General features: G+C 65.1%; 29 protein-coding genes and 2 tRNA genes. 21 read left to right on the forward strand and 10 right to left on the reverse strand.

Annotated features, from left to right (window positions below; translation table 11 throughout):
• The first annotated feature begins 23 nt into the window (after nucleotides 1-23).
• From gyrA to QF206_RS09155, 4 genes are all read left to right on the forward strand, one after another.
• Entirely contained in the window at nucleotides 24-2,591 is a 2,568-nt protein-coding gene (gyrA, locus tag QF206_RS09140) for a DNA gyrase subunit A (protein WP_281488908.1), read from the forward strand.
• Nucleotides 2,584-2,991 carry a DUF3566 domain-containing protein gene (locus QF206_RS09145; RefSeq protein ID WP_281488909.1) on the forward strand — a complete coding sequence of 136 codons (408 nt, stop codon included), beginning with the start codon at nucleotides 2,584-2,586 and terminating at the stop codon, nucleotides 2,989-2,991. The genes gyrA and QF206_RS09145 overlap by 8 nt, the downstream gene beginning before the upstream one ends.
• 49 nt (nucleotides 2,992-3,040) lie before the next feature.
• Nucleotides 3,041-3,114: transfer RNA gene (locus QF206_RS09150), tRNA-Ile, on the forward strand.
• A 37-nt stretch (nucleotides 3,115-3,151) separates the two neighbouring features.
• Nucleotides 3,152-3,224 (forward strand) — tRNA-Ala (locus QF206_RS09155).
• Nucleotides 3,225-3,239: 15 nt separating this feature from the next.
• Here the strand turns inward: QF206_RS09155 and QF206_RS09160 are convergent.
• Complete coding sequence (locus tag QF206_RS09160) at nucleotides 3,240-3,551, reverse strand: hypothetical protein (protein WP_281488910.1); 312 nt, start codon at nucleotides 3,549-3,551, stop codon at nucleotides 3,240-3,242.
• A 182-nt stretch (nucleotides 3,552-3,733) separates the two neighbouring features.
• Here QF206_RS09160 and QF206_RS09165 point away from each other — a divergent pair, with 182 nt between their 5' ends.
• Genes QF206_RS09165 through QF206_RS09180 form a run of 4 tightly spaced genes read left to right on the forward strand, consistent with a single transcriptional unit; the run spans nucleotide 3,734 to nucleotide 7,352 of the window.
• Nucleotides 3,734-4,804 (forward strand): ABC transporter substrate-binding protein, encoded by a 1,071-nt coding sequence (locus QF206_RS09165; RefSeq protein ID WP_281488911.1) that lies wholly within the window; start codon nucleotides 3,734-3,736, stop codon nucleotides 4,802-4,804.
• A gap of 30 nt (nucleotides 4,805-4,834) precedes the next feature.
• Nucleotides 4,835-5,662, forward strand: coding sequence for an ABC transporter ATP-binding protein (locus QF206_RS09170; RefSeq protein ID WP_281488912.1), 828 nt, complete (start codon nucleotides 4,835-4,837; stop codon nucleotides 5,660-5,662).
• A complete protein-coding gene (locus tag QF206_RS09175) occupies nucleotides 5,659-6,504 on the forward strand; it encodes an ABC transporter permease (RefSeq protein WP_281488913.1) in 846 nt (281 codons plus the stop codon). The genes QF206_RS09170 and QF206_RS09175 overlap by 4 nt, the downstream gene beginning before the upstream one ends.
• A complete protein-coding gene (locus QF206_RS09180) occupies nucleotides 6,501-7,352 on the forward strand; it encodes an ABC transporter permease (RefSeq protein WP_281488914.1) in 852 nt (283 codons plus the stop codon). Before QF206_RS09175 ends, QF206_RS09180 begins: the two co-directional genes overlap by 4 nt.
• A gap of 96 nt (nucleotides 7,353-7,448) precedes the next feature.
• Here QF206_RS09180 and QF206_RS09185 read toward each other — a convergent pair whose 3' ends face one another.
• The 7 genes from QF206_RS09185 to QF206_RS09215 all read right to left on the reverse strand — a co-directional run bounded on the left by QF206_RS09185 (nucleotide 7,449) and on the right by QF206_RS09215 (nucleotide 13,772).
• Nucleotides 7,449-8,057: a helix-turn-helix domain-containing protein gene (locus QF206_RS09185; RefSeq protein WP_281488915.1), complete on the reverse strand. Its 609-nt coding sequence runs from the start codon at nucleotides 8,055-8,057 to the stop codon at nucleotides 7,449-7,451.
• 12 nt (nucleotides 8,058-8,069) lie between these two features.
• Complete coding sequence (locus QF206_RS09190; protein ID WP_281488916.1) at nucleotides 8,070-9,425, reverse strand: amidohydrolase family protein; 1,356 nt, start codon at nucleotides 9,423-9,425, stop codon at nucleotides 8,070-8,072.
• Between the two features lie 2 nt (nucleotides 9,426-9,427).
• Nucleotides 9,428-9,838, reverse strand: a complete 411-nt coding sequence (locus QF206_RS09195; protein ID WP_281488917.1) for a nuclear transport factor 2 family protein — start codon at nucleotides 9,836-9,838, stop codon at nucleotides 9,428-9,430.
• Between the two features lie 2 nt (nucleotides 9,839-9,840).
• Nucleotides 9,841-11,229 carry a dihydroorotase gene (locus QF206_RS09200; protein WP_281488918.1) on the reverse strand — a complete coding sequence of 463 codons (1,389 nt, stop codon included), beginning with the start codon at nucleotides 11,227-11,229 and terminating at the stop codon, nucleotides 9,841-9,843.
• 34 nt (nucleotides 11,230-11,263) lie between these two features.
• On the reverse strand, nucleotides 11,264-12,106 hold the full coding sequence (locus QF206_RS09205) for an amidohydrolase family protein (RefSeq protein WP_281488919.1): 843 nt from the start codon (nucleotides 12,104-12,106) through the stop codon (nucleotides 11,264-11,266).
• On the reverse strand, nucleotides 12,103-12,804 hold the full coding sequence (locus tag QF206_RS09210) for an isochorismatase family protein (RefSeq protein ID WP_281488920.1): 702 nt from the start codon (nucleotides 12,802-12,804) through the stop codon (nucleotides 12,103-12,105). The genes QF206_RS09205 and QF206_RS09210 overlap by 4 nt, the downstream gene beginning before the upstream one ends.
• 68 nt (nucleotides 12,805-12,872) lie before the next feature.
• The gene (locus tag QF206_RS09215; protein ID WP_281488921.1) at nucleotides 12,873-13,772 is read right to left on the reverse strand and encodes an acyl-CoA thioesterase domain-containing protein; all 900 of its coding nucleotides are present in this window, start codon (nucleotides 13,770-13,772) and stop codon (nucleotides 12,873-12,875) included.
• Nucleotides 13,773-13,844: 72 nt separating this feature from the next.
• Between QF206_RS09215 and QF206_RS09220 the strand changes: the two genes are divergently transcribed.
• From QF206_RS09220 to QF206_RS09255, 8 genes are read left to right on the forward strand one after another with little or no spacing between them, the layout of a single operon-like run.
• Complete coding sequence (locus QF206_RS09220) at nucleotides 13,845-15,041, forward strand: LLM class flavin-dependent oxidoreductase (RefSeq protein ID WP_281488922.1); 1,197 nt, start codon at nucleotides 13,845-13,847, stop codon at nucleotides 15,039-15,041.
• Between the two features lies 1 nt (nucleotide 15,042).
• Entirely contained in the window at nucleotides 15,043-15,441 is a 399-nt protein-coding gene (locus tag QF206_RS09225) for a RidA family protein (protein ID WP_281488923.1), read from the forward strand.
• On the forward strand, nucleotides 15,438-16,889 hold the full coding sequence (mmsA, locus tag QF206_RS09230) for a CoA-acylating methylmalonate-semialdehyde dehydrogenase (protein ID WP_281488924.1): 1,452 nt from the start codon (nucleotides 15,438-15,440) through the stop codon (nucleotides 16,887-16,889). Before QF206_RS09225 ends, mmsA begins: the two co-directional genes overlap by 4 nt.
• Nucleotides 16,889-18,949, forward strand: a complete 2,061-nt coding sequence (locus tag QF206_RS09235; protein WP_281488925.1) for an oxidoreductase — start codon at nucleotides 16,889-16,891, stop codon at nucleotides 18,947-18,949. Before mmsA ends, QF206_RS09235 begins: the two co-directional genes overlap by 1 nt.
• 5 nt (nucleotides 18,950-18,954) lie before the next feature.
• Nucleotides 18,955-19,734 (forward strand): SDR family NAD(P)-dependent oxidoreductase, encoded by a 780-nt coding sequence (locus tag QF206_RS09240; protein ID WP_281488926.1) that lies wholly within the window; start codon nucleotides 18,955-18,957, stop codon nucleotides 19,732-19,734.
• Between the two features lie 24 nt (nucleotides 19,735-19,758).
• Nucleotides 19,759-20,220, forward strand: coding sequence for an organic hydroperoxide resistance protein (locus QF206_RS09245; RefSeq protein WP_281488927.1), 462 nt, complete (start codon nucleotides 19,759-19,761; stop codon nucleotides 20,218-20,220).
• Between the two features lie 5 nt (nucleotides 20,221-20,225).
• Nucleotides 20,226-20,750, forward strand: coding sequence for a flavin reductase family protein (locus tag QF206_RS09250; protein WP_281488928.1), 525 nt, complete (start codon nucleotides 20,226-20,228; stop codon nucleotides 20,748-20,750).
• A 55-nt stretch (nucleotides 20,751-20,805) separates the two neighbouring features.
• On the forward strand, nucleotides 20,806-21,231 hold the full coding sequence (locus tag QF206_RS09255; RefSeq protein ID WP_281488929.1) for an NUDIX hydrolase: 426 nt from the start codon (nucleotides 20,806-20,808) through the stop codon (nucleotides 21,229-21,231).
• 89 nt (nucleotides 21,232-21,320) lie between these two features.
• Here the strand turns inward: QF206_RS09255 and QF206_RS09260 are convergent, their stop codons facing one another.
• On the reverse strand, nucleotides 21,321-21,848 hold the full coding sequence (locus QF206_RS09260) for a DNA helicase (RefSeq protein ID WP_281488930.1): 528 nt from the start codon (nucleotides 21,846-21,848) through the stop codon (nucleotides 21,321-21,323).
• Nucleotides 21,849-21,970: 122 nt separating this feature from the next.
• Here QF206_RS09260 and QF206_RS09265 point away from each other — a divergent pair, with 122 nt between their 5' ends.
• Both QF206_RS09265 and QF206_RS09270 read left to right on the forward strand, forming a co-directional pair.
• Entirely contained in the window at nucleotides 21,971-22,504 is a 534-nt protein-coding gene (locus tag QF206_RS09265; RefSeq protein WP_281488931.1) for a peptidylprolyl isomerase, read from the forward strand.
• A 228-nt stretch (nucleotides 22,505-22,732) separates the two neighbouring features.
• On the forward strand, nucleotides 22,733-23,344 hold the full coding sequence (locus QF206_RS09270; protein WP_340309596.1) for a rhomboid family intramembrane serine protease: 612 nt from the start codon (nucleotides 22,733-22,735) through the stop codon (nucleotides 23,342-23,344).
• Between the two features lie 169 nt (nucleotides 23,345-23,513).
• Here the strand turns inward: QF206_RS09270 and QF206_RS09275 are convergent, their stop codons facing one another.
• Nucleotides 23,514-23,759 carry a cell division protein CrgA gene (locus tag QF206_RS09275; RefSeq protein ID WP_281488933.1) on the reverse strand — a complete coding sequence of 82 codons (246 nt, stop codon included), beginning with the start codon at nucleotides 23,757-23,759 and terminating at the stop codon, nucleotides 23,514-23,516.
• Nucleotides 23,760-23,872: 113 nt separating this feature from the next.
• Between QF206_RS09275 and QF206_RS09280 the strand changes: the two genes are divergently transcribed.
• The 3 genes from QF206_RS09280 to QF206_RS09290 are packed head-to-tail and all read left to right on the forward strand — an operon-like array spanning nucleotide 23,873 to nucleotide 25,592.
• Entirely contained in the window at nucleotides 23,873-24,778 is a 906-nt protein-coding gene (locus QF206_RS09280) for a class E sortase (RefSeq protein WP_281488934.1), read from the forward strand.
• Nucleotides 24,778-24,936, forward strand: coding sequence for a hypothetical protein (locus tag QF206_RS09285; protein WP_281488935.1), 159 nt, complete (start codon nucleotides 24,778-24,780; stop codon nucleotides 24,934-24,936). Before QF206_RS09280 ends, QF206_RS09285 begins: the two co-directional genes overlap by 1 nt.
• A complete protein-coding gene (locus QF206_RS09290) occupies nucleotides 24,933-25,592 on the forward strand; it encodes an anthranilate synthase component II (RefSeq protein ID WP_281488936.1) in 660 nt (219 codons plus the stop codon). Before QF206_RS09285 ends, QF206_RS09290 begins: the two co-directional genes overlap by 4 nt.
• The last annotated feature ends 53 nt before the right edge of the window (nucleotides 25,593-25,645 follow it).

Here is a 25,645-nt window from a genome sequence, read left to right on the forward strand (position 1 = left end):
CAGCGCGACAACGAAGGAAAGCAATGGCAGAAGAGAACGAGTCGATCGGCGAGCAGCCCGCAGGCGGCCGCGTCAACCAGGTCGACCTCCAGCTCGAGATGCAGCGCAGCTACCTCGACTACGCCATGAGCGTGATCGTCGGCCGAGCGCTGCCCGAGGTTCGTGACGGCCTCAAGCCCGTGCACCGTCGCGTCATCTATGCCATGTATGACGGCGGGTACCGCCCCGACAAGGCCTTCTCGAAGTGCGCCCGCGTCGTCGGCGATGTCATGGGCCAGTTCCACCCGCACGGCGACAGTGCCATCTACGACGCGCTCGTGCGGCTCGTGCAGCCCTGGAGCCTTCGCTATCCGCTCGCGCTCGGGCAGGGCAACTTCGGTTCACCGGGCAACGACGGTGCCGCCGCTCCCCGGTACACCGAGACGAAGATGGCTCCGCTCGCGCTCGAGATGGTGCGCGACATCGACGAGGAGACCGTCGACTTCCAGGACAACTACGACGGTCGCACCCAGGAGCCGACGGTGCTGCCGGCGCGGTTCCCGAACCTCCTGGTGAACGGCTCGGTCGGCATCGCCGTCGGCATGGCGACGAACATTCCACCGCATAACCTGCGCGAAGTCGCTGACGGAGCGCTCTGGGCGCTCGCGAACCCCGAGGCGAGCCGTGAGGAACTGCTGGAAGCGCTCATGCAGCGCATCAAGGGCCCCGACTTCCCGACCGGCGCGCAGATCCTCGGCGTCAAGGGCATCCGAGACGCCTATGTGACCGGTCGCGGATCCATCACCATGCGAGCGGTCGTGACCGTCGAGGAGATCCAGGGACGCACGTGCCTGGTCGTCTCGGAACTGCCGTACCAGGTGAACCCCGACAACCTGGCCATCAAGATCGCCGACCTCGTGAAGGACGGCAAGCTCACCGGCATCGCCGACATCCGTGACGAGACGTCGGGACGCACCGGTCAGCGTCTCGTGATCGTGCTCAAGCGCGACGCGGTCGCGAAGGTCGTGCTGAACAACCTCTACAAGCACACCCAGCTGCAGGAGAACTTCGGCGCGAACATGCTCGCGATCGTCGACGGCGTGCCGCGCACGCTCTCGCTCGACGGCTTCATCAGCGCCTGGGTCGACCACCAGATCGACGTCATCGTGCGTCGCACCCGTTTCAGGCTCAACAAGGCCGAGGCCGAGGCGCACATCCAGCGCGGCTACCTGAAGGCGCTCGACCTGCTCGATGAGGTGATCGCGCTCATCCGCCGCTCCGCCGACGTCGAAGCGGCTCGTGAAGGCCTCAAGGACCTGCTCGACATCGACGATCTCCAGGCCAATGCGATCCTGTCGATGCAGCTGCGACGACTCGCAGCGCTCGAACGGCAGAAGATCATCGACTACGCGGCCGAGCTCGAGCGCCAGATCGCCGAATACCAGGCGATTCTCGCCGATCCCGCCCAGCAGCGCGCGATCGTGAGCGAAGAGCTCACCGAGATCGTCGACAAGTACGGCGACGACCGTCGCACCGAGATCATGTACGGCTACGACGGCGACATGGACATCGAAGATCTCATCCCCGAAGAGGAGATGGTGATCACCGTGACGCGTGACGGCTACGTCAAGCGCACGCGCAGTGACAACTACCGCAGCCAGCACCGCGGTGGAAGAGGCGTGCGCGGCGCCCAGCTGCGGGCGGATGACGTCGTCGAGCACTTCTTCGTGACCACGACGCACCACTGGTTGCTGTTCTTCACCACCAAGGGCCGCGTGTACCGCGCGAAGGCGTACGAACTGCAGGAAGGCGGTCGCGACGCGAAGGGCCAGCACGTCGCCAACCTGCTCGCGCTGCAACCCGATGAGGAGATCGCCCAGATCCTCGACATCCCGGACTACGAAGCGGCGAAGTACCTCGCGCTCGCGACCCGTCAGGGACTCGTCAAGAAGACAGCCCTCGCCGAGTACGACACCAACCGCTCCGGCGGCATCATCGCGATCAACCTGCGCGAAGGCGACGAGCTGGTGTCGGCCATGCTCATCGACGAGGACAGTGATGTGCTGCTCGTCTCGCGGAAGGGCATGTCGCTGCGCTTCACGGCGACCGATGAGGCGCTGCGGCCAATGGGTCGCGCCACCTCTGGCGTGATCGGCATGCACTTCCGAGCCGGCGACGAATTGCTCAGCGCCTCGGTCGTGACCGATGACGGGTTCGTCTTCGTCGTCACTGAAGGGGGCTACGCCAAGCGCACCGCCGTCGACCAGTACCGCGTGCAGAACCGTGGCGGGCTGGGCATCAAGGTCGCCAAACTCAGCGACGATCGCGGCGATCTCGCCGGCGCGTTGATCGTCGATGAGGACGACGAGACCCTGGTCGTGCTTGCCAGCGGCAAGGTGGTACGCTCTGCCGTGGCCGAGGTACCGGCCAAGGGTCGCGACACGATGGGCGTGGTGTTCGCGCGGTTCGCTGATGATGACAAGATCATTGCGATCGCGAAGAACAGCGAGCGCAACCTCGTGGACCGCGATGAGGAGAACGACACAGCATCCGATGGTGCTCCGGCATCCGCCGAAGAAGCGCCCGGGAAGGACACCGCGATAGATGAGTAGCGTCGCCGAAAAGCTCCAGCGGAAGGCGCCGCGTCAGGCCGGCACCAAGCAGGTGCGGTTGAAGCTCGTGTACGTCGACTTCTGGTCGGTCGTGAAGATCTCGTTCCTGGTGGCTGTCTGCGCCGGCATCGTGCTGGTCGTCGCCGCCGTGCTCGTGTGGATCGTGCTGCAGTCTACGCATGTGTTCGACAGCATCGACAGCCTGCTGCGCGATGTGCTCGGCAACAACGAGTTCACGGTGATGGAGATGTTCGGGCTCGGGCAGGTGGCGCTGTTCGCGATCATCATCGCCGCGCTCAACGTCGTCGTCGGTACGGCGCTCGGGGCGATCAGCGCGCTGCTGTACAACCTCATCGCGAGGGTCACCGGCGGCATCCTGGTCGGCTTCACCAACAGCTGACGCGATTACAGGAACGCGGCCCGCATACGGTACAGTTTTATGCGGTTCGGGGGTTATAGCTCAGGTGGTTAGAGCGCTTCGCTGATAACGAAGAGGTCCCAGGTTCGAGTCCTGGTAACCCCACAAATTTCCCTCAAGGGAGCGCAAGCTCTCCGCCCGAGGGGCCTTAGCTCAATTGGTAGAGCACCTGCTTTGCAAGCAGGGGGTTAGGGGTTCAAGTCCCCTAGGCTCCACATTTTCTTCGCCGGTCACGATGCCCCGATCGCCTCGATGTGACCGATGACGGTGCGTCGATCGTCGGTCACCCAGCCTTTCGTCGAGGCATAGTCGATCATGCGCTCGAACGCGGACCGCCATTCGGCGTCGTCTCGAGCATCGCCAACCGCGTGTCGGATGTATGCGATCTCGATGGCCGCGTGATCAGAGTCGGTACGATGGCCCGCGCGCGCGGCTCGCAATTGGTCATCGAGCGACTCACCGACGCTGGATTCGATCGAGAAGCGCTTCAAGTCGCCCACATCCTCGATGGCCACACCTTCGTGCGTCACAACTACTCTCAAGATGCCCGCCTTCATGAGTCAGTCGTCGCGATCTGGGCGGACACCGCCACCAAGGTCGCGTCAGATTGTTGCACTCTGTCCTTTACACCTTCAATTGTGCGGTATAGGTTCTCAATTGTTTAGCAATAACGGAATTGTTGAACACCAAGGTTCGCACCATTACCTGCACAACGGAGTCGAAAATGAAAGCATCCCTCGCACCCCTGCGGAGGCTAGGCACCGGCGCAGCAGCGCTGCTGGCCGCTGGTCTCCTCCTCGCAGGGTGCTCGACAACAGCGCCAGCCGCCCCGGAGGAGACTCCCGGGGACCAGACCGATCAGGACTTCGGTGAACTCTCGATCCAGCTCTCCTGGGTCAAGATCGTCGAGTTCGCCGGAGAGTATTTCGCAGACGATCGAGGCTATTTCGAGGACGCCGGCTTCTCGTCGGTGAACCTCATTGCCGGGCCCGCGCCCACAGCGGCCATCGTCGCGTCGGGCCAGGCCATGGTCGGCATCAGTGACCCCACGCGCATCGCTCCAGCGATTGCAAACGAGGGCGCGCCCGTGAAGATCATCGCAAACCAGTACCAGAAGAGCCCGTTCACGATCATGTCGCTCGCCGACAAGGCGAACATCACGAAGCCCGAAGACCTCATCGGGAAGCGTATCGGCATCCAGACGGGCAACGAACCGCTGTTCTACGCGCTGCTCGACGCGAATGACATCGACCATGACGATGTGACGATCGTCCCGGTGGAGTACGACCCTTCACCGCTCACCACCGGCGACGTGGACGGATTCTTGGCGTACGTCACCAACGAGGCGGTCATCCTCGAATCGCAGGGGTACGACGTGGCGAACCTTCTCTACGCGGACAACGGCCTGCCTGTGGTCGCGAAGAGCATCGTCGTGTCGCAGGATTCGATAGACAACAACCGCGATGCGCTCAAGGCGTTCTTGTACGCCTCGATCCTAGGGTGGAAGGACTCGATCGCCGACCCAGACGAATCGGCGCGCTTGTCAACGGACGTGTACGGTGCGGACCTCAATCTCGACTATGACCTCGAGCGCGAGCAGGCTGCGGTAGCCGCGCGCGATCTGTTGACCTCGGGCGAGGCGAAGGAGCTCGGACTGTTCAACATGAGCGAGAAGCGCATGAACGACGTGGTCAAGCTCATCAACGACATCGGGGTCTCGATCACCGCCGACGAGTTGTTCGACATGTCGCTGCTCAACGAGGTGTACCAGGAGCACCCGGAACTGCTCGACTGATCTGAAGGCGGATGAAGAGGTTTGGACACCATGAGAACCACCCGTGAAGGCGCTGTCGACAGCAGCGCCTTCACGGCATCCGGGCTCACTTTGAATGGCCTGGGAAAGACATTCACCACACGCAAGCGAGAGGTCACGGCACTCGCCGAGGTGAACCTCCATACGGATCAGGGAACGTTCCTCTCGTTGCTCGGACCCTCCGGGTGCGGAAAGTCAACGATCCTGCGGATCCTTGCCGGACTCGAGAAGCCTTCGGGCGGAACCGCCCTCGTCGACGGCAAGACGCCGACGCAGTTGCGGGCCGAGCATAAGCTCGGAGTCGCCTTTCAGGACTCCGCACTGCTTCCGTGGCGCACCGTCGAATCCAACATCAGATTGCCGTTTGAGGTGGCGGGGGTGCGGCCCGACACCGCCTACATTCATGAGCTCATTGAGCTCGTCGGTCTGAGTGGGTTCGAGAAAGCGCGCCCATCCCAGCTCTCTGGAGGAATGAGGCAGCGAGTCTCCATCGCTCGCTCGCTCGTCATGAGGCCGTCGGTTCTGCTGCTCGATGAACCGTTCGGTGCACTCGACGACATGACGAGACAGCGCCTCAACCTCGAACTGCTTCGCATCTGGGGCGAGAAACCGGCGACAACTCTCATGGTCACTCACGGGATCTCGGAGGCGATCTTCCTGTCGGATCGGGTCGCGGTCATGTCTGCGAGGCCCGGCCGCATCATCGAAGTGATCGACGTCGACTTGCCCTCGCCTCGCACCCCTGAGGTCATGCGAACGCCCGAGTTCCATGCGCTGCACGACCGCGCGTCAGACTTGCTGTTCGGGGCTCACGGCGCGGCTGTCGAGGAAGACCGTTGACACTCATTCAGCAGAAGCCGCAGCGTACTGACGCCCCGCGTCGTCCTCTGCTCGCTGGCGTGCTCGGCCTCGGCATCGTCATGGCGGTGTGGTGGATCGCTGCAGAGACGATCTTCGCAGGAGTCGGAGTGACTCCTCAGGGCACAGGAGGCAGCATCCCGAACCCGTATGAGGTCGTGATGGCCCTAGTCGAGGGTGGCTTCGGTTACTTCGGTCGCCACTTGTCGGTCACCATTACCGAGGCGCTCATCGGGTTCGCGTGGGGAGTCGGCATTGCGCTGGCGCTGGCCTCGCTTGTGGTGGTCTTCCCCCGACTCGAGCGATCGGTGATGCAAGTCGCGATCATCAGCTACTGCATTCCCATCGTGGCGATCGGACCGATCGTGCGCATCATCAGCGGCGCACCGGCACCGGGTGAACCGTCGGGCACTGCGGTCTTTCTCGGTGCCATGCTCGTCATCTTCACGACACTGATCGGCAGTCTTCTCGGGCTCCGCGCAGCCGATCGAGCGAGCCTCGAACTCGTATCCGTGTACGGAGGAGGCCGGTTCAAGCAGTTCGTGAAAGTTCGTGCGATCGCTGCGCTGCCCGGCATTCTCAATGCGCTCAAGATCGCGATGCCGCTTGCATTTCTCGGGGCCATCATCGGCGAGTATCTGGGCGGGGTGGACGTCGGCATCGGTCCTGCGCTCGTCAACGCACAGCAGGGGCTTCTTGCGCCGCGGGCGTGGGCTCTCGCCGTCGTCACCGGTGCGGTATCTGGCATCGGCTTCGCGATCATCGCGGTGCTGTCGAGGCTTGTGACCCCCTGGACGCGCGGAGAGACAGGAGCGAAGAGTTGACCACTACGCACAGCATCCTGGTGTCGCGTCCTCGCGCTCGACGCTCGAGTATGAGGCGCGTCGCCTCCGCGGTCGGCCGTTCGGTGCGCACCGCCATCGTCTCGATTGCGGCCGTGCTGCTGCTCTGGTGGGCCGCGCTTGTGGTTCTTCGCGTGCCACCATTCGTTGGAAAGGGCCCCATCGACGTCTGGAACTTCTTGTTCTCGGGAACCACTGCGGCGGCGAACCAGCAGCTCGTCTGGCGTGCGCTCGGTGAGACGATGCTCGATGCCCTTGTCGGCTTCTCTGTCGGTCTCGGCGCCGCACTGGTGTTGGCGTCGGTCTTCCTCGTGTTCAGACCGGTGGAGCAAGCGCTCATGCCGATCATGCTCATCCTGCAGTCGATTCCTCTCATCGCCCTGGCGCCCATCATCATCCTGATCTTCGGCCGGGAGATGCTGACGGTTGCTGTCATGGGCGGCCTGGTCGTGGTGTTCCCTGCCTTGGTGACGATCGTCTTCGGCCTGCGTTCGACGTCGAAGTACATGATCGAACTCATCGACGTGTATGGGGGAAGCACGCGTGACGTGCTCTTCAGAGTGGCGATTCCCAGTGCGGTCCCGGCTCTGTTCGCTGCGGTACGGATCGCGATCCCCGGCGCCATCACTGGAGCTCTCGTGACTGAATGGCTCGCGACCGGCAGTGGGATCGGCCGTGCCATCATCGCGGCCGTCGCTCAGGCCAAAATGAGCGAAGTGTGGACGCTCGCGGCCGTGATCACACTCGTGTCGATAGTCCTCTATATGACCGTCGCAACGATCGAGTCGGCTGTGCTCACACGGTTCGGCATCGAGCGCGTTGAGATGTAGCGCCCTTCGGCCCCAACACTTCGGCGTTAAACGGATGCCGCCGGCCCCGCGCAGTGCGAGCCGGCGGCATCCGTGTGGGTTTGGCCCGGACGGCGCTCAGTATGTCGGGGGCGCACTGGCGAAGAGGATGACGCACTCCGACCGGCTTCGGTTGGTGAAACGGTGCGGCACCGAGGGGTCGAACGACAGACAGTCGCCTTCCCACAACTGCATGATCTCTCCGTCGAGGTCGACCTCGATTGCGCCCTGCTCGATGATCATCGCGGTCTCGGCAGTCTCATACACGATGAGTTCGTCGCCGGTCGAGCCAGCCGGCGCGATCGTCGATCGAATCACCTGCAACTGGCTGAATTCCCGCGGTGTGAGGAGCGCCTCATCCCAGTCTCCGCCGGAGTGCACCAGTCGAGGGGCCTCGTTCTTGCGCACGAGACGGCTGCTTGTCTTGGGCTCCAGCAGGCTGCCTATCGTGCGGCCGAGCGCTTGTGCGATGCGCATCAGGCTCGCGATCGACGGACTGGTAGCACCGCGCTCGACCTGGGAGAGGAAGCTCACTGATACGCCGCTCGTCCCGGCGAGCTCGCGTAGCGAAAGACCTCGTTTCTTCCGGAGTTCACGGATCAGCCGGCCGAGCTCTTCTTCGTCGAACTGGGAGGCGACTGTAGCAGGAGCCTCCACCACCACCTGGGCGGTTGCGTCGTGCTTCACGATGTCTTGCTCCTATCCGTCGAGCGCGAAAGGGTGCGCTCCGGTGAGGGGCTTCCAGCTCGCGGTCACTTCGTCCACCCGGGCGGCGACACGCGAGGTGTCGGTGGTCAACACCTCACCATTCTTGACTACTTCCTTCCCTCCTACCACGACTGTGGCGATCGCCTCGGGAAGCATGGAGTAGACCACATTCTGTGTCACGGTTCGGCGAGGCCGCAGCGACAGCGCCTGCAAGTCGAGGCCGACAAGATCCGCGTAGTGCCCGGGAGCGAGCCGCCCGACCGGAAGTCGGAGGATTCGACCGCCGGCCGACGTCCCCATGCGGATCGCATCCACCGCAGTCACTGCCGTGGCATCGCGAGTCGAAGCCTTTGCGAGCAGGGCCGCCATGCGCATCTCCTCGAAGATCGATTGGCGGCTGTTCGCGCCGCCGGCATCCGTTCCGAGGCACACAGGGATTCCGAGTTCGATCATCCGCGTCAGCGGCGCGATGCCTCCCGCGAGGAACGCGTTCGTGGACGGGTTGTGTACGACAGCGGCGCCGGATTGCTGAAGCAGCTGCAGGTCGTCCTCGTCGATGCGTACGGCGTGAACCGCCAGCGTGTGCTCGGCCAGCGCTCCGACGTCTTGCAGACGGCCGATCGGCGAGAGACCGAATCGCTGATGCGAGACGTCGACCTCACCTTGGCTGTCAGCGGCGTGCACGTGCATGGGTGCGCCGAACTCGCGCGCCAAATCGATGCCGAGGCGCAGCATGTCAGCACTCGCACCCAGGACTGAGTGAGGTGCCGGCTGCACGTGCGTGTACGGATCAGACTCGGTCGCCGCACGCAGCTCCCTGAAATTCCGTTCGTAGAGCCCCGGGCTCTCGCGGTATCTCACCGGGCCCGGGTCGGCGTCGAACATGCACCTCGCGAACACGAGCCGCAGCCCGACGCGCTTGGCAGCCTCGATGACGGTCCACGCGTTGTCGTTGGCGCCGTCGTGCAGATAGAAGTACTCGACAGCGGTCGTGATGCCCATTCGCAGCATCTCGGACAGGTCATACTCGACGCCGACGGCGATGGCCTCGGAGGTCAGGCCCGCCGCGGTCGGGTGCACGAGCCTCCCCATCCAGTCACCGAATGGCAAGTCGTCGCCGAACCCACGCAGCAGGGCCTGGAATGTGTGTCCGTGACCGTTGACGCCCCCGGGCATGAGGATGCGGTCGCGCCAGTGCTCGACGTCGACGCCCGGGTTCCGCTCAATGAGCGGGCCGGCGGCTCCGGCATCCACGATGAGATCGCCGGCGATTGCGATGGCGCCGTCGGCGATCCAGTCGTCGTCGATGAATGCGAGATCGGCCCTGATGATCCGGGAAGCGCTCATGGTCAGCTCGAAGCGCCGGTCAGCAGCGCGTCGACAGCGTCCTGGTCTGACTCGAAGAACTGCAGTCGGGCGAACTTCCCCTCGACGATGTCGGTCATGATGACGCGCGTCCACTCCAGCCGCTTGCCGCCCGCCTCAGCCGACGCGGTCGCGTACGTGACGACCCGGTCATCGCTGGCGAAGAGGTCGATCGGGCTGAGTCGAAAGGTTCCGTCGGTGAGTCGGCGCATGGTTGCTCCGAACTGCCCGACACCGTCGAGACCGCGGTAGGTGCCGGATGCCTCGTGAGAGCCCGGCACGATGAGTTCTGCGTCATCGGCGTAGAACGGCATCGTCGCCGGCGGTCCCCCCTGCGTCATCGCGTCGAAGTACTCGCGCAGCACTGCGAGGTTCTGTTGGGCTCGTTCCGACATGATCATGCTCCTTCTGCGGGCGTGCGCCGCACATAGTTTCCTGTACCGGGCTCTGCCACGACCGCGTGGTCGCGGACGACCTCGATGCCGCGGACGAAGACGTGGCGCGCCCAGCCTCGAAGCGGCTCGTCACCGGGCAACGAGTAGTCGGAGTTGGTGCCCAGCCACTCGGGGTCGGCTGTGCGCTCCGAGCTGAGGTCGACCAGTGCGAGGTCGGCATCGAGCCCAGGTGCGATGTCGCCCTTGATACTGCTCAGCCCGAGCAGCTCGGCGGGGCGCCTGGACGTGAGCTCGGCGATGCGTTCGAGCGGCAGGCCTCGCTCAAGGTGTCCGTGCGTGATGAGGGAGGGCATGATCGTCGGCGACCCGGGGAATCCTGCGCTCGCGGTCCAGATCGTGCCTTCTTTCGTCGACCGCTTGCGGCTCACATGGTCTGAGGCAACCGTGTCGACGACACCGTCGCTGACCGCCTGCCACAGCGCATCGCGGTGCTCAGCCTTGCGCAGTGGTGGGTTGACCTTGCCGAGGATACGGCCGGCGTAGTCGCGCGTATGGGTCAGGTAGTGGGGGCAAGTCTCAACCGCGAGCGAGAGGTCGGGGAACTCGGCGCGACTGTGCTTGATCTGCTCGATCGAATCACTGGTGCTGATGTGCACCAGGTAGACCCGCGTGCCGAGCGATTGCGCGAAGTAGGCGACGCGTCGCACCGCCTCGGCCTCGGCGAACGGCGGACGTGCATCGTCCCAGGCTGCGAGATCGGTGCGGCCTTCGGCCTGCAGGCGGTCGCGGAGCGCCCACACGATCTCGGGGTTCTCCGCGTGCACGAACAGCAGCGCGTTGTTGGCTGCCACGGTGGCGAAGATCTCGAACATCTTGCCGTCGTCGGTGCCCTCCACGCCGAGGTACTTACCCTCGTCGCCACGGAAGCTCATGAAGTACTTATAGGCGTGGATGCCGAACTCCTCCTTGAGCTTCGGCAGTTCCTGCAGGTGCTCCTTGCTCATGAGCGTGAGGTGGAGTCCGAAGTCGATCTTCGCGGTTCGGCCCGCCGCTTCGAGGTGCTCGGCGACCGTCGGCGCGTACTCGCCGGCGTCGGCGAGGATGTTGAAGATCGTGGTCACCCCGCCGAGCGCTGCCGCGCCCGTCTCGGTCTCGTACTCCTGCAGGCCGTTTCCCGCTCCGAGATGGCTGTGAAGGTCGATCACCCCAGGGAAGATGTGGAGCCCAGTTGCGTCGACGGTCATGGCATCCTGGTCTGCCGGAGCCTGGTCGACGACCTCGCGGATCATCCCGTCATTGACGACGATGTCGGCGATTCTCGGCGGCTGACCGGGGCGCACAACGGTGCCTCCCCGGATCACGAGGTTCGCGGGCGTGCGCGTCGAGTTCATTCGTAGTGACCTTCCGTGCTGTCGTGGTGGACGCTCATTGCCAGTCGAAGAGCGAAAGCGGGCGATCGTCGATGATGGCTTCGACCACGTCGAGCCCGATCGAGTCAGCGCCGGTCTCATCGCCGTCGGCAGCGCCGCGCAACTGAGCGATGCATTCGCTCGGCCTGTAGATAGGGAAGTCGCTGCCGAAGAGCACTCGTGATTCCACGCCGTAGTCGATGAGCCCGCGAAGTATTGTGCGGAGCTGAGCCGGTCTGCCGTACCGGGCGGAGAGATCCGTCCAGACGTTGGGATTCTTGAACATGACCGCTGTCGTCTCGTGCGCCCATGGCTGACCCGCGTGCGCGATGATGATGCGGGTATCGCGGAACTCGCGCGCGACACGGTCGAGCAGCACCGGTTGTGCGAACTCGAGGTAGCCGCTGCGAAGGAATACCCCGCCCTGGTGAAATGTGATCGTCATGCCGTGGTCTGCGGCCTCGCGGTACACCCGCATCGCTTCGTCGCTGTGCGGGTGAAACCCCTGGTACGGGGGCGAGAGTTTGATGCCCTTGAGTCCGAGATCCGTCGCGGCGTATCGCACCTTGTCGACTGCCTTCGGATCGTTCGGATCGACACTGCCGAACCCGATCAGCCGGGAGGGGTCGGTGCTCACATGCTCAGCGATGAACTCGTTCGGGATGTCGAGATCGATCTCGCACGCGACCAGCCCGAGTACGACGGCAGCATCGACGCCGGCCTCGTCCATGGCGGCGAGGTGCGCTTCAGGGGAGCCGTCGGCGCTCGGGTGCGCGTGCACATTTTCGTCGAGCTCGGGACCCCATACCGGCCCCAAGTGCTCCGGCAGCCACACGTGGCTGTGCCAGTCGACTCTCATCGCTGTGCTCGAAGGCTGTTCAGGTAGGCGAGGGCGGCTGACTCGTCGAGCAGGTCAGCGTACTTGCTCCCCATGTCGAAGAGCGACGTGTTGTGCACCGTGTCAGTGCGGTCATAGACAGCGTCTTGCAACACCCCGACCTTGAAACCGTATGAGAACGCGTCGACCGCGGAGGCTCGGACGCAACCGCTCGTGGTGCAACCCGCCAGCAGCACGGTGTCGATCCGACGCTCGATGAGGTGCGTCACGAGCGGGGTGGCGAAGAACGAACTGGGGTGGTCTTTGGCGATCGGGATGTCGCCACCTTGCGGCGCTGCCTCGGCCACGAATTCGTAGGCCTCGGCGTTTGGCGAGGCCAGTGTCGGCGACTTGCCCTTGAACCCGCCGGCAGTAGTCTCGGTCTTCGGTGCGACATGCGGGAAGAAGATCGGAACGCCCGCCTCACGAGCGACGGGCAGGGTCGCCACAATACTGTCGATCGCGCGCCACCCTCGATCGCCCGCCGCGGTCGGGTACTCCTTCATAGCCTCTTCGATCGGCACTCTGCGGTGACCGACCGTTCGGTATTGCACGTCGATCACGAGGATCGCGGGGCGTTCCCCGAGCCCGGCCGTGCGACCGAAGCCCGCGCGCTCGTAGAGATCGACGTCTTCCTGCGGGACCGTGGCGCCCCACGCGTGACCGGATGTCGCAACCATAGTGGTGACGGTAGGGAAGCAGGGCGAGGTTGTCAACCAATACCGGCATAAATTACACCTCTACTGAACTATTGCTCCGTGAGTGCAGCAGGGTTCGCGCGACCCCATCCGAACGCGGTGATCGCCACCGGCGCCTCGTCGGCGGATGCGGGCAGCAGCACCGCCGACTGGGTCGCGGTGGCCACGGCGTCGCCGTTCGGCGTGCGCAGCTCGAGTATTGCGACGGCCCGGTCGCCGTGCACTCGCGCGGTGAGGCGTTGCTCGAGCCAGCCGTTCGGCGCGATTCCGCGCAGCGATAGTTGCAAGGAGATCGTCGCCACTCTGAACGGCCTGGAAGCAGCAGGCACGACCGCGGGGCCGATGAGGTCGGCCGCGATGGCGAACCAAGCGGCATCCAGTGTTCCGTCGTCGGCGACCCACTCGTCCGTGCGCGGCCTGATCCAGGAACGCAGGGGGCCCTCGGGTCCCGCCGCCTCGGCAGTGTTGTTCACGGGTGATCCGCCCGAACGCGGCATTATGTCGGCAGACCAGTCGCGCTCGGAGCGCCAGTCGACCACCGCACTGAGGTCGCCGGTCGAAGCGAGCGAGGGCTCTTGCTGCGGAGCGAAGGCCGAGGCGCCGGTCGACTCCGCGATCTTGAACGATGCCTTCGGTGACCAACTCACCAGCATGGTGACGCAGGGACGTGGCTGCAGCACGGTCGAGTAGGACGTCGCGCTGCGGCGACCTCGATGTACCAGCGCGTGGTCGAGGACTGCGGGGCCTTCGCTGAGCGGTCGCAGAAAGTTCGCCTGAATGGAGGCAGGGAGCCAGTCATCGCCGACGGTACGGCGCTGCAGCTCCCGCAATGCGGCGGCCACCACCGCGCCGCCGAAGACATGGCCGATGGTCCAGTCTGCGCTGAACTCGAGGTCGGACTCCATCGCTCCCCGTTCGTGAACTGTGACCGGTCGATGCTTGCGGTACACGGAATAGTGTGCAGTAATATTGGAAATCGATGAAGTAACACTTCACTGACTTCACCCCGCAAGGAGGCGGAAATGAAGTTCGACTACCTGTTCACCATGGATAACCCTGGCAACAAGTATCGCTACGGCGAGTTGCTCGACATGGCGACAGAGCAGATCGTTCATCTCGACGAGTCCGGGTTCGGCACGCTCTGGCAGGGCGAGCACCACTTCGGTGGCGAAGGCTTCGAGATCAATCCCAATCCGATCATCGCGGGCACGTGGGCCGCCGCGCTCACCAAGAACCTGCGGATCGGGACCGGCGCGGTGACACCGCCGTTCTGGCACCCGATCCGCCTCGCAGAGGACCTCGCCCTCCTTGACCAGCTCAGCAAGGGCCGGCTCGATGTCGGTGTTGCGCGGGGCATTCAGGCGCGCGAAGCCACCAACTTCAACGTCAACGGCGACAAGCGCAATGAAGAGCGCAACTGGCGGTTCTTCCTCGAGACGATGGACATCGTCAAGAAGGCCTGGACGATGGAGGGCTTCAAGCACGAGGGCGAGTTCTACAAGTTCCCGCATCCTGGCGTTCCTGACAGCGCCACCTGGTACCCGCGCAATCCGCTGTGGCGCAGCGAGGGCGGCGAGTACATCGGCATGTCGATCATCCCGAAGCCCTACCAGAAGCCGTACCCGGCCATGTGGAATCTGCTCGACAAGACACCCGGCTTCATCACCAGTGCGCACGAGCGCATGAACGTCATCACCTGGCTCCGCTCCCGCGAAGGGCTGCGAGAAGTCATGGACGCGTACCAGGGGGCGCTCTCGGAGACCCTGGGTAGGCCGGCGGGGCGCGGCGAGGGGATCTCGCTCATGCGAATGGTCTATGTCGCCGAGACCGACCAACAGGCTGAGGCCGAGGCCCGAGAGCACATCGAAGCGCTCTACAACTATGTCGGCGGCGTGCGTCCACGCGATATTTTCGCGAACCCGGGCGAGAAGCTCACCGACGAGGAGCAGACCGGTTCGTGGTGGGACTTCCTCTATCCACGAGAGCATCTCTTCATCGGCTCGCCCGAAACCGTGCGTGAGCAGATTCGGCACCTGCGTGATGAGTACGGGGTCGAGCGCGTGGTGCTGTGGTCCTGGATCCCCGGCCTCACACAGGACCAGGTCATGCGTTCGAACCGACTGTTCGCCTCCGAGGTGCTGCCGCACTTCCCGGAGCCGGTTCAGGATGCCGTGCGCCCCGTCACGCCTGAGGGTTTCGGCCCGCTGACCGGAGACTGACATGCGCCGAGTCATCAGGGTCGAGCAGGGGCCCCAATACGACGACAGCTACCCGCTGTCGCAGGGCATCGAGACCGAGAACTTCGTGTTTGCGAACGGCATGGCGTTCGACAACGAGACTCGCACGCGCATGGCCGAGGCTGAATCGATCGCAGATGAGACCCGCATCGTGCTCGAAAGCCTCTCGGCCGTTCTTGCCGACGCGGGCTGCACGATCGAAGACGTGGTGAAGACCACCGTCTACCTGTCAGAGCGCGAGTACTACGACGAGATGAATTCGGTCTACACGCAGTACTGGAAGCCCGGTGAGTTTCCCACTCGCGCCACCGTCTACGTGGGCATCGGCAGCCAGTGCCGCGTCGAGATCGACGCGATCGCAGTGAAGCGAGGACGCTCATGAAGACTGAAACACTGCTCGCGACCGACCTGATCGACGGCAGACTCGAGGCGGGTCACGGGGAACGGATGCCCGTCACCTCGCCCGAGACCGGGGCCACCATCGCCGAGGTGGCGCTCGCCGATGCGGCGCGGGTCGATGAAGCTGTCGCCGCGGCCGCGCGAGCCTTCGACAACTGGGCGGCCACACCCGCGACAGCAAGGGGTCGGCTGCTGTATCGCCTCTCCGTGCTGCTCGACCGCGACCGCGACGAGATCGCCCAGGTGATCTCACGCGACAATGGCAAGTCACTCGCAGATGCAGACGCTGAGATCTCTCGAGCCCGAGAGCACATCGAGGCGGCAGCAGCGGCGCCCGGGCACCTCGTCGGAGAGGCGGTCATCGACATCCTCCCGTCGCTCGACTCTCAACTGGTGCGCGAGCCGATCGGTCCCTGCGCAATCATCTCGCCATTCAACTTCCCGATCATGACGGGGTCGATCTACTGGTCGTGGGCGGTGGCGTGCGGGAATACTGTCGTGATCAAGCCCTCTGAGCAGGCTCCTCTCGCCGCAACAAGGCTCGGCGAACTCATCATCGAGGCCGGTTTTCCGCCTGGAGTCATCAACATCGTGCACGGGGGACGCGAAGCCGTCGAAGCCCTCTGTGACTCGCCTTCGATCGCCGCGCTCTCGCTCGTCGGCTCGTCAGCAACGGCGCAAGCCGTCTATGAGCGGGCGAGTCGCACCGGCAAACGGGTACAGGTCGCTGGCGGCGCTCGCAACCCCGTCGTCGTGATGGATGACGCGCCACTTGAGCAGACCGTCGATGCGCTCGTGAACGCCGCGTTCGTGATGGCGGGGCAACGCTGCCTCTCGGCGAGCATCGTCATCGCCGTCAAGGGCGTGCGCGAGAACCTGGTGCCCCTGCTGGCCGAGCGAGCAAAGGGCCTGGTCGTGGGTGGCGGCACCATGCCCGGAGTACAGGTGACACCGCTCATCTCGCGCGCGGCTGTGGAGGCGATGACGTCAGCGGTCGAACGCGCCGAGACCGACGGCAACGATGTGCTCGTCGATGGCCGTACCGAGATTCAGCCGGACGGCGCGTTCACCTTTGGACCCACGATCATCGACCGTGTCGACCCAGGCAGCGGACTTCTCTCGAACGAGTCGTTCGGCCCGATGATCTCGATCGTCGAGGCTGATGACCTCGACAGCGCCATCGAGATCGTGAACTCAAGCCCGTTCGGGAACGCAGCGTGCATCTTCACTTCCAGCGGCGCGGCGGCTCGCGAGTTCTCCAAGCGGGCGGATGTCGGGAACATCGGCGTCAACGTCGGCGTCGCCGCGCCGACGGCTCACGTTGGTTTCGGCGGCCGCCGCAAGTCATTCAGCGGCACCATCCACTCGCAAGGACGTCACGCGATCGAGTTCTTCACCGACATCAAGTCGGTGTCGACGAAGTGGTTCTGATGGAAGCGCTGACGGCTCGGGAGCGCGAACTGATCGAGACGCCGCTGCGCCTCGGTCCGGTCGAGGTGAAGAACCGCGTGTTCGTCGCCCCGCACACGACGAACTTCGGTGTCGCAGGTGAGAACCTCGTCACCGCGCGGCACTTGGATTACCACGGCGCGCGGGCGCGCGGGGGCGCAGGGCTGATCATCACCGAAGGCATCCGAGTGCATCCGACGAGCCTTCGCAAGCTCGGCATCCATGCCTATTCCGACGAAGCGCTACCCGGGCTCACGGCGCTCGCCGAGACCGTGCACAACGGTGGAGCACGCCTTTTCGGCCAGCTGCTGCACACGGGCCGTCACTCCGGTGATGAGCTCGCCGGGTCGTGGGGACCGGAACCGACGCCATGGACGCTCGGTGCGCCCGTGCCGCACGTGATGAACGAATTCGATATCGACGCGGTCATCGCCGGCTTCGCGGCCGCCGCCGACCGGCTGATCCGGGCGGGCTTCGACGGCATGGAAGTGCACCTGGGCCACGGGCACCTGCTGCACCAGTTCCTCTCGCCGATCACGAACCATCGCACCGACGGCTACGGCGGCAGTCTTGCGGCCCGCGTTCGGCTCGCACGTGAGGTGATCGCCGCGGTGCGTGAGACGGTCGCCGGCCGCGCCGCACTCGGAGTGCGCCTCAGCGCCGACGAGTTCATGGATGGCGGGCTCCACCCCGACGAGATGGTCGACATCGTGCGCGCACTGCAGGGCGACGGACCGTTCGATTTCCTTCACGTCAGTCATGCCGCGTACATCGGTACCTCGTCGCTGGCAACTCAGATGGCCGACATGAGCTATGGAGTGATGCCGTTTATCCACCTGCCTGAGCGCTTCAAGCGAGAGTTCCCTGACACGCCCGTGCTCGCGATCTGTCGTATCGACACACTGAAGAACGGTGCCGCCATCCTTGAGGCACAGGGTGCTGACATGGTCGGGTTCGCCCGCGGCCACATCGCGGAGCCGCGACTCACCGAGCTGTCGCTCTCGGCTGGCATGGCTGGTGCGGCGCCGCCCCGAAGCTGCATCGCCTGCAACCAGGGCTGCAATGCGAATCTCGAAGCGATTCAGCCGATCACCTGCACGGTGAATCCAGCGGTGGGCCGAGAACGCGAGTGGGCCGTCGCCTCTGCTGCAACGGCGACGCGCAAGCGAGTCTTGGTCATCGGTGCCGGCCCTGCCGGTATCGAGGCGACCGTCGCAATGGCATCCAAGGGACACGATGTGCAACTCGTCGATGAGCGGGACGAGGTCGGCGGTCAATTGCTGGACCTCGTGCGGCTGGATGGACGCGACGGCTTCCAAACCCTTCTCGCGGAGCTCAAGCAGTCGCTCGATGGGTCGGGCGTCGTGCCGGAACTCGGCGTGACGCTGTCTGCGTCGGACGTCGCTATACGCGATCCTGAGGCTGTCGTGCTCGCGACCGGCGCGCGTCATGAGCGGTCACCGATTGCGCTGAGGTCGGTGACGCCTGTGCTGGACCCCGAGCAGGCGCTGAGCGACCCCACGATCGCAGGCCGGAACGTCATCGTCTACGACGAGCTCGGACTCTGGGAGGCCAGTGGGCTCGCGATGCACCTCGCGCGGCGCGGAGCTGAGGTCGAACTCGTCACGCCGCTCGCCGGCTTTGCGCCTCGGGTCACTGTGTACTCGCGTCTTGCGCTCGGCGACCAGCTCGTCAACGCCGGCGTCGCGGTCATTGTGCAGCACATCCTCGAGTTCGACGACGGTGTTCCCGTGGTCGCATCGGCGACCGCGCGCACTCGCAGAGCGCGAACGGATGCCGATTCCATCGTGCATGTGCGACCCCGCCGATCGGCTGATGGGCTCATCGAGCGACTGGCGGCCGGCGGCTGGGGTGGCGAACTCTTCGTCGTGGGCGATGCCTTCGCGCCGCGCACGGCGCAGGAAGCGGTAGCCGAAGGACGCGGCGTCGGGCTGACCCTCGGTGTGATCGAGCCCGCTGTAGCAACCGGCATCAGGATGCGCCCCGCCTATCGCTACGGGCGCATCAGGGAGGCGGTGTGATCGTGATGAGCTCTTCGACAGCGACCTGGGCTGACGAGTCAGCACGCCCTGTGGCGCTCGTGACCGGGGGATCGGGTGGCATAGGGAGGGTCATCCTGCAAGAGCTGCTCGACGCCGACTGGAACGTCGCACTGGCGGGTACGGATCAGACCAAGATCACCGCAGCAGCCTTGGACGTCAGCGACGAGCACCGGGATCGCGTGAGTGCGCACGTCGTGAATGTGCGCGAGCAAGCGTCGTGCGAGACACTGGCCGCCGAGGTGGGCGAGCGGCACGGCAGACTCGACGCTCTTGTCAACAACGCCGGCGTGATGGTGAGAAAGAACGCGCTCGACACGTCGGTCGACGACTGGGATTACGTGCTCTCGACGAACCTCACCGGCGCGTTCCTCATGTCGAAGGCCTGCTATCCGCTGCTCAAAGAGTCGCGCAATGGCTCCATCGTCTCGATCTCTTCGACGCACGCCATTCTGGCGGCCCACGGATCGATCGCCTACTCAGTGAGCAAGGCGGGGATCTCGCATCTCACCCGGCTGCTCGCCCTCGAGTGGGCTGGTGTCGGTATCCGCGTCAATGCGGTGGGACCGACCGTCGTCCCCTCGCCCATGACCGACGATGTGCTGGCCGATCCGGCGTATCGTCAGCGCAAGTTCGCGGCGATCCCACTCGGCCGACCGATCGAGCCGGAGCACGTCGCCGCAGCGGTCTCCTATCTGATCTCGCCTGCTGCCGGATCGACGACCGGCCAGACACTCATCATCGACGGCGGCGAAAGTCTCGCCTGAATCGCCCAAGGAAGGACCACGGCAATGGCACATCTCTACACTGCACACGCGAACGTCTCGGGCGGTCGGGAAGGGCACGGCAGGACCGACGACGGTCGGCTCGACGTCAAACTCGCACGGCCCGGCGCTATGGGCGGTGAGAACGTTGGCACCAACCCGGAGCAGCTGTTCGCAGTCGGATACGGCGCGTGCTTCGAAGGTGCCCTCGCCACGGTCGCGCGCCGGCGGAAGGTGAAGCTGGGCCAGACCTCGGTCATCTCCATGGTGTCGCTGCATTCCGTGGAAGACGGCTCCTTCCGCATCGAGGCGGCGCTCGACATCGAGGTGCCCGACGTCGACGACGACAACCTCGTGATCGACCTCGTGCGTGAAGCCGACATGGTGTGCCCATACTCGAACGCGCTACGGGGCAATGTCGACGTCGCGATCAGCGCCAACGGTCTCTGGGTGAAGGGTCCCCGCGAGTTCGGCGAAAGGTCTGCGTGAAGGCGATGTCTGCCGAATTGACCGAGAGCCAAGCAGCTCTTCGGCGTGCGTTCACTTCGTACCCGCGGGGCGTGGTGGCGGTTGCAGCGAACGTGGATGGGGAGCCGACCGGCATGGCGGTGAGCGCTTTCCTCTCGCTCTCGCTCGACCCACCACTGATGGTCATCTGCATCGATCGCGGGTCATCGACGTGGCCGAAGCTTGCAACGGCATCCGAGCTCGGTATCTCAGTGCTCTCGGAGGAGCAGGCGTGGCTCGGTCGCCAGCTCGCGGGTCCAGCCAAAGAAAGGTTCGTCGGGGCCGACTTCCGAGAGGCGCCCAGCGGCGCACTGCTCGCGGGCGGTGCTGTGGCGTGCTTCACGGCGCGCATTCGCGAGACACACCCTGGCGGCGACCACACCATGGTGGTGCTCGATGTCGTCGACTACGACGCCGATCCCGAGATACCGCCCTTGCTCTGGCACCGGGGAAAGTTCGCCGCGGTGGCAGCGACCGCGCACCGTGCGAGCCCCGCCGCGGCTGCCTCCTAGCGTTCTGGAGTTACCGGTGGCCGGGACGGGAAGGCCAGCGTGGCATCATGGGCCGGTGGATATCCGAGTCGCGGCATACGGCGTGATCGTCGATGACGGCGGCCGTGTGCTGCTGTCGCACTGGAACGAGCACGGCCGGTCGGGGTGGAGCATGCCCGGCGGCGGACTCGAGCCGGGGGAGGACCCTGCGGCCGCGGCGGTGCGAGAGATATTCGAGGAGACCGGATACAACGCTGAGCTCGGCCACTTGCTGGGCATCGACTCGCATGTGGTGCCCGCCGCGAACCGCAGTAAGCGCACCGACGTGCCACTGCACGCGATCAGGATCGTCTACCGCGCCAGGGTCGTCGGCGGCAAGCTCACGAACGAGGTCGGCGGCAGCTCGGATGAGGCGAAGTGGTTCTCTCTGAAGGAGATCGGCTCGCTTCAGCGAGTAGGCCTTGTCGACATCGCGCTGAGGATGGCGGGACTCCGACCGTGACTCTCACGCGGGACTCCGCGTAGAGGCGGAGCTCGAAAGATCAGGACGCGCGCATCTCGTGAACGCGCAGCGTCGGCCGCGCGAACGCGTCAGACTGTCGCGGAAGCCTCGGTCGCCGTAGCACCCAGTTCTTCGGCCTCGACCCAGAGCTCGTCGTCAGCGCGCAGCGTCTGCCACACGGCGTAACCGACGCCGGCGGCGGCCAGGATGCCAAGGGCGATGCCGAAGAAGGCCAGCACACCCTTTCCGCGCTTCTGCTTGCCGCGGAGTGCGGCGGCCCGGAACTTCGGATCCTTCGCCACCTCGATCACCGCGAGCGCCGAACCGAGCGCACCTGACACAGCGGAGCCGAAGCCCTGCTTCGCGCCCCGGCGCGCACCGTCTGCCACAGTGCGGCCCGCGGCGATGCCCGTCGCGATCACCGGCCTGACGCGGTGATCGTACGCTTCGCGCACACGCGGAGTCACTTCTTCCTGCGTCAGCTTGCCGAGCTGGCGGCTCGCCTCACGAACGACGACGTTCGCGTGATCAAGCACCTCGCGTTGTTCGCGCCACAGCGACTCGGCCTTGCCCTGGAGCTTCTTGAGTTCGCGACTGCGCTTGCGGGAAATTGCCATGTCGACCTCCGTGGAACCGTGCCGTGGACTTACCCATCGTGGCACGATTCACTCTTCCGGCAAACAGTCCGCACTGGGCGCGGGCTGTGAGCTCCCAGTCGGCGCTATGGAACAATCGAGGCATGCATACCGCCGTTGCGACGATCCACACCAACCACGGTGACATCAAGGTCAACCTCTACGGGAACCATGCACCCAAGACGGTGCAGAACTTCGTGGGCCTCGCCACGGGCACCATCGAGTGGACGCACCCCGCCACGGGCGCCAAGACCACCGAACCGCTCTACAACGGCGTGATCTTCCACCGCATCATCAAGGACTTCATGCTGCAGGGCGGCGACCCGCTCGGGCAGGGCATCGGTGGGCCTGGGTACCAGTTCGATGACGAGATCCACCCCGAGCTCGACTTCAGCAAGCCGTATGTGCTCGCCATGGCGAACGCCGGCGTGCAGTTCGGGCGCGGCACCAACGGCTCGCAGTTCTTCATCACGACCGTTCCGACGCCGTGGCTGCAGGGCAAGCACACCATCTTCGGTGTGGTCGCCGACGACGAGTCGAAGAAGGTCGTCGACGAGATCGAGGGTGTTGCGACCGACGGTCGAGACAAGCCGCTCGAAGACGTCGTGATCTCGAGCATCACCGTCACCGAGGTCTGAGTGAGCGCGGCGACGCCTGAGGCGTCGGCGAACTACTGCTACCGGCATCCGGATCGGCAGAGCTGGATTCTCTGCCAGCGCTGCGGGCGCACCATCTGCACCGAGTGCCAGACACCCGCAGCCGTAGGGGTTCACTGCCCCGAGTGCATCGCGGAGGCTCGGCGCACGACACCCAAGCCGCGACGTCGGGTCTCGGTGCTGCTGCGGCCCGATTCGGGACGACCCGTCGTGACGTGGACCATCATGGCGATCACGGCACTGGTGTACCTGCTGCAGGCTGTGGTGCCCGCCGTCACCCAGTACCTCATCTACTACCCGCCGTTCACACCGTGGGCGCCGTGGACCATGCTGACCGCGATCATCGCGCACTCGAGCTTCGTGCACCTCGCGGTCAACATGCTCACGCTCTTCCTGTTCGGCCCGATGATCGAGCATCTGCTCGGCCGATGGCGCTTCCTTGTGCTCTACCTGCTCGCAGGGTTCGGTGGATCGGTGGCGGTGCTGTGGCTCGCACCGCACACCGGCGTGCTGGGAGCCTCAGGAGCGATCTTCGGATTGCTGGGCGCGTTCTTCGTGATTCAACGCGGCCTCGGAGGCAACACGGCACAGTTGGTGGTCGTGATCGCACTGAACCTGGGCCTCGGGTTCTTCGTGCCGCGCATCTCGTGGCAGGCGCACCTCGGCGGCCTCATCATCGGCGCACTCGTGGCGTTCATCTACATGCGCACGCGCGAGCGATCGAAGCGAGGAGTGCAACTCGCCCTGCTCGTGTCGACCGGGGCGCTGCTGGTCGCTGCCACGGTCGCACGGTTCGTGATGGCCATCTCGTTCGGGATCTGAGCGGGCCGAGCGGTTCAAAGAATTGCTCGAGCACTGCCGAGCCGCCTCGCGAAGTTATCCACAGGTGATTCCACAGTGGGGATAATTACAGGCGTGTAAGTCCGCCCCCATACTGGGCACAGCTGTCATCGCGGACGGCCGCCTCTGTGGAGAAGCGGGTGCGGAGCGGCTAGCGCCACCTCGTGGTCATGAGGAATCCGATGAACATGATTCCGAAGCCCACGAGGATGTTCCAGTTCCCGATCGCGTCGATGGGGAACCGCGTGTCGCTCACGTAGAAGACGATGATCCAGATCAGCCCCAGCAGCATGAAGCCGAACATGAGGGGCTTGAACCACACCGGATTGGGCGCGGGTTCGCCCGGCTGGCGGTCTTCGCGACGGTCGGCGTCAGAGCGAGCGTTGGAACGGGCCATGCGCGAGAGTCTAGCGTGACCGGCGCAAACGACTCTGGAACCCGAGCAGCCGTCGGTGCCCCTCGAGCACCGGTACGGCGCCTCACGCTTGGTGCACTCCCTACAATCGGAGGGTGAGCAGGCATCCGGGTTCGAGCGATCGCCTGCAGTCTCGGCAACCGCTCGAACAACGGGTGGGCGCCAGCGGCACCCGAGGCGGGAGCGGTGACCGCCGCACCACGCTCTTGGGCGTACTGGGCGAGCTTCTGGTGACGGCAGGGGTGCTGGTACTGCTGTTCATCGCTTGGCAGCTCTGGTTCAACGACGTGATCGCGACGTCGACGCAGACGGATGCCGCGGCATCCCTCAGCGAGACTTGGCTCGAGCGCACCGCCCCCGAGTCACCAGCGCCGGACGGGTCAGCAGGGGCGACCCCGCAGCTCACACACGAACCGGTCGTCATGGCCACCCCCGAACGCAACGAGACCTGGGGTGTGCTGTTCGTTCCGCGCTGGGGCGCTGACTACGCACGGCCCGTCGCCGAGGGCACAGCGCTCCGTCCCGTGCTGAACGAGATCGGCATCGGTCACTACGTGGAAACGCAGTTGCCCGGCGAGGTCGGCAATGTCGCGCTCGCGGCGCATCGCAACGCCTACGGCGCCCCCTTCGGCGGCGTGCCTGATCTTCGGGTCGGCGACGCGATCGTGCTGCAGACCGCCGACGGCTGGTACACCTACCGATTCCGGAACCTCGAGTATGTGAAGCCGAGTGGAGTCGGCGTACTGAATCCGGTACCGCAATCCCCACGAGCGGCCGGTGCGGATGAGCGGTACATCACCCTCACCACCTGCAACCCGCTGTACTCAGTCGCGGAGCGCGTGGCAGCCTACGGCGTCTTCGAATCGTTCCACCCGACGGCGGGCGGTCCTCCGGCATCCCTGGCCGCGCCAGAGGAGCCGGCGGCATCAGGCCCGAGCGCTGCGGCGTCGGCGGCATCCTTCTCGCCCGGTTCCGTCTCTGCTCACTCAGGAGGTCGCTGATGTACGCTGCGCTGTGGCGGTCGCTGCCCGGACCCGTCTGGTTGCGCCTGCTGATCCTGATTGTGCTCGTCGCCGCGGTGCTCACCGCGCTGGCGCTGTGGGTGTTCCCCTGGATCGATAGCCTCATCGCCCCCCTGGAAGTGACGGTCGAAGAATGACCCGAGTACTCGTCATCGACAACTACGACAGCTTCGTCTACACCCTGAACGGCTACCTGCTCGAACTGGGTGCGCAGACCGATGTCGTGCGCAATGACGACTTCGAAGCGGATGCCGCAGGCGATCGCATCGCCGAGTACGACGCCGTGCTGCTCTCACCCGGGCCGGGCACGCCCGCGGCTGCGGGAGTCTCAGTTCCGGTGGTGCATGCCGCTCTTGAGGCCGGAAAGCCGCTCCTGGGCGTGTGCTTGGGTCACCAGGCCATCGCCGAGGCGCTGGGTGCGACCGTGACGCACGCGGAGGAGCTCATGCACGGCAAGACCTCGACCGTCACGCACGAGGACAACTCGTTCTTCGAAGGTGTGCCCCAGCCGTTCACCGCCACCCGGTACCACTCCCTCGCGGTCGTGGACGGCACCGTGCCCGACGCGCTGCGCGTGACCGCGCGCACCGAGGGTGGCGTGATCATGGCGCTGGAGCACCGCCATGCTCCCGTATACGGCGTGCAGTTCCACCCTGAGTCGGTGCTGACCGAGGGCGGGTACCGCATGCTGGGCAACTGGCTCGAGATCGCCGGACTCGATGGCGCCAGCGCACGGGCTGAAGGCCTCAGCCCGTTGGTCAGTCACGAGGGCGAAGAAGACCGTAGAGCCTGAGCGATACTGCGGCTTCCTGAGCGGCGCAGATGCTGCCGTCAGCTCGGCCGGCG

This window comes from Ruicaihuangia caeni (genome assembly GCF_029952955.1).
GTDB lineage: Bacteria > Actinomycetota > Actinomycetes > Actinomycetales > Microbacteriaceae > Ruicaihuangia > Ruicaihuangia caeni.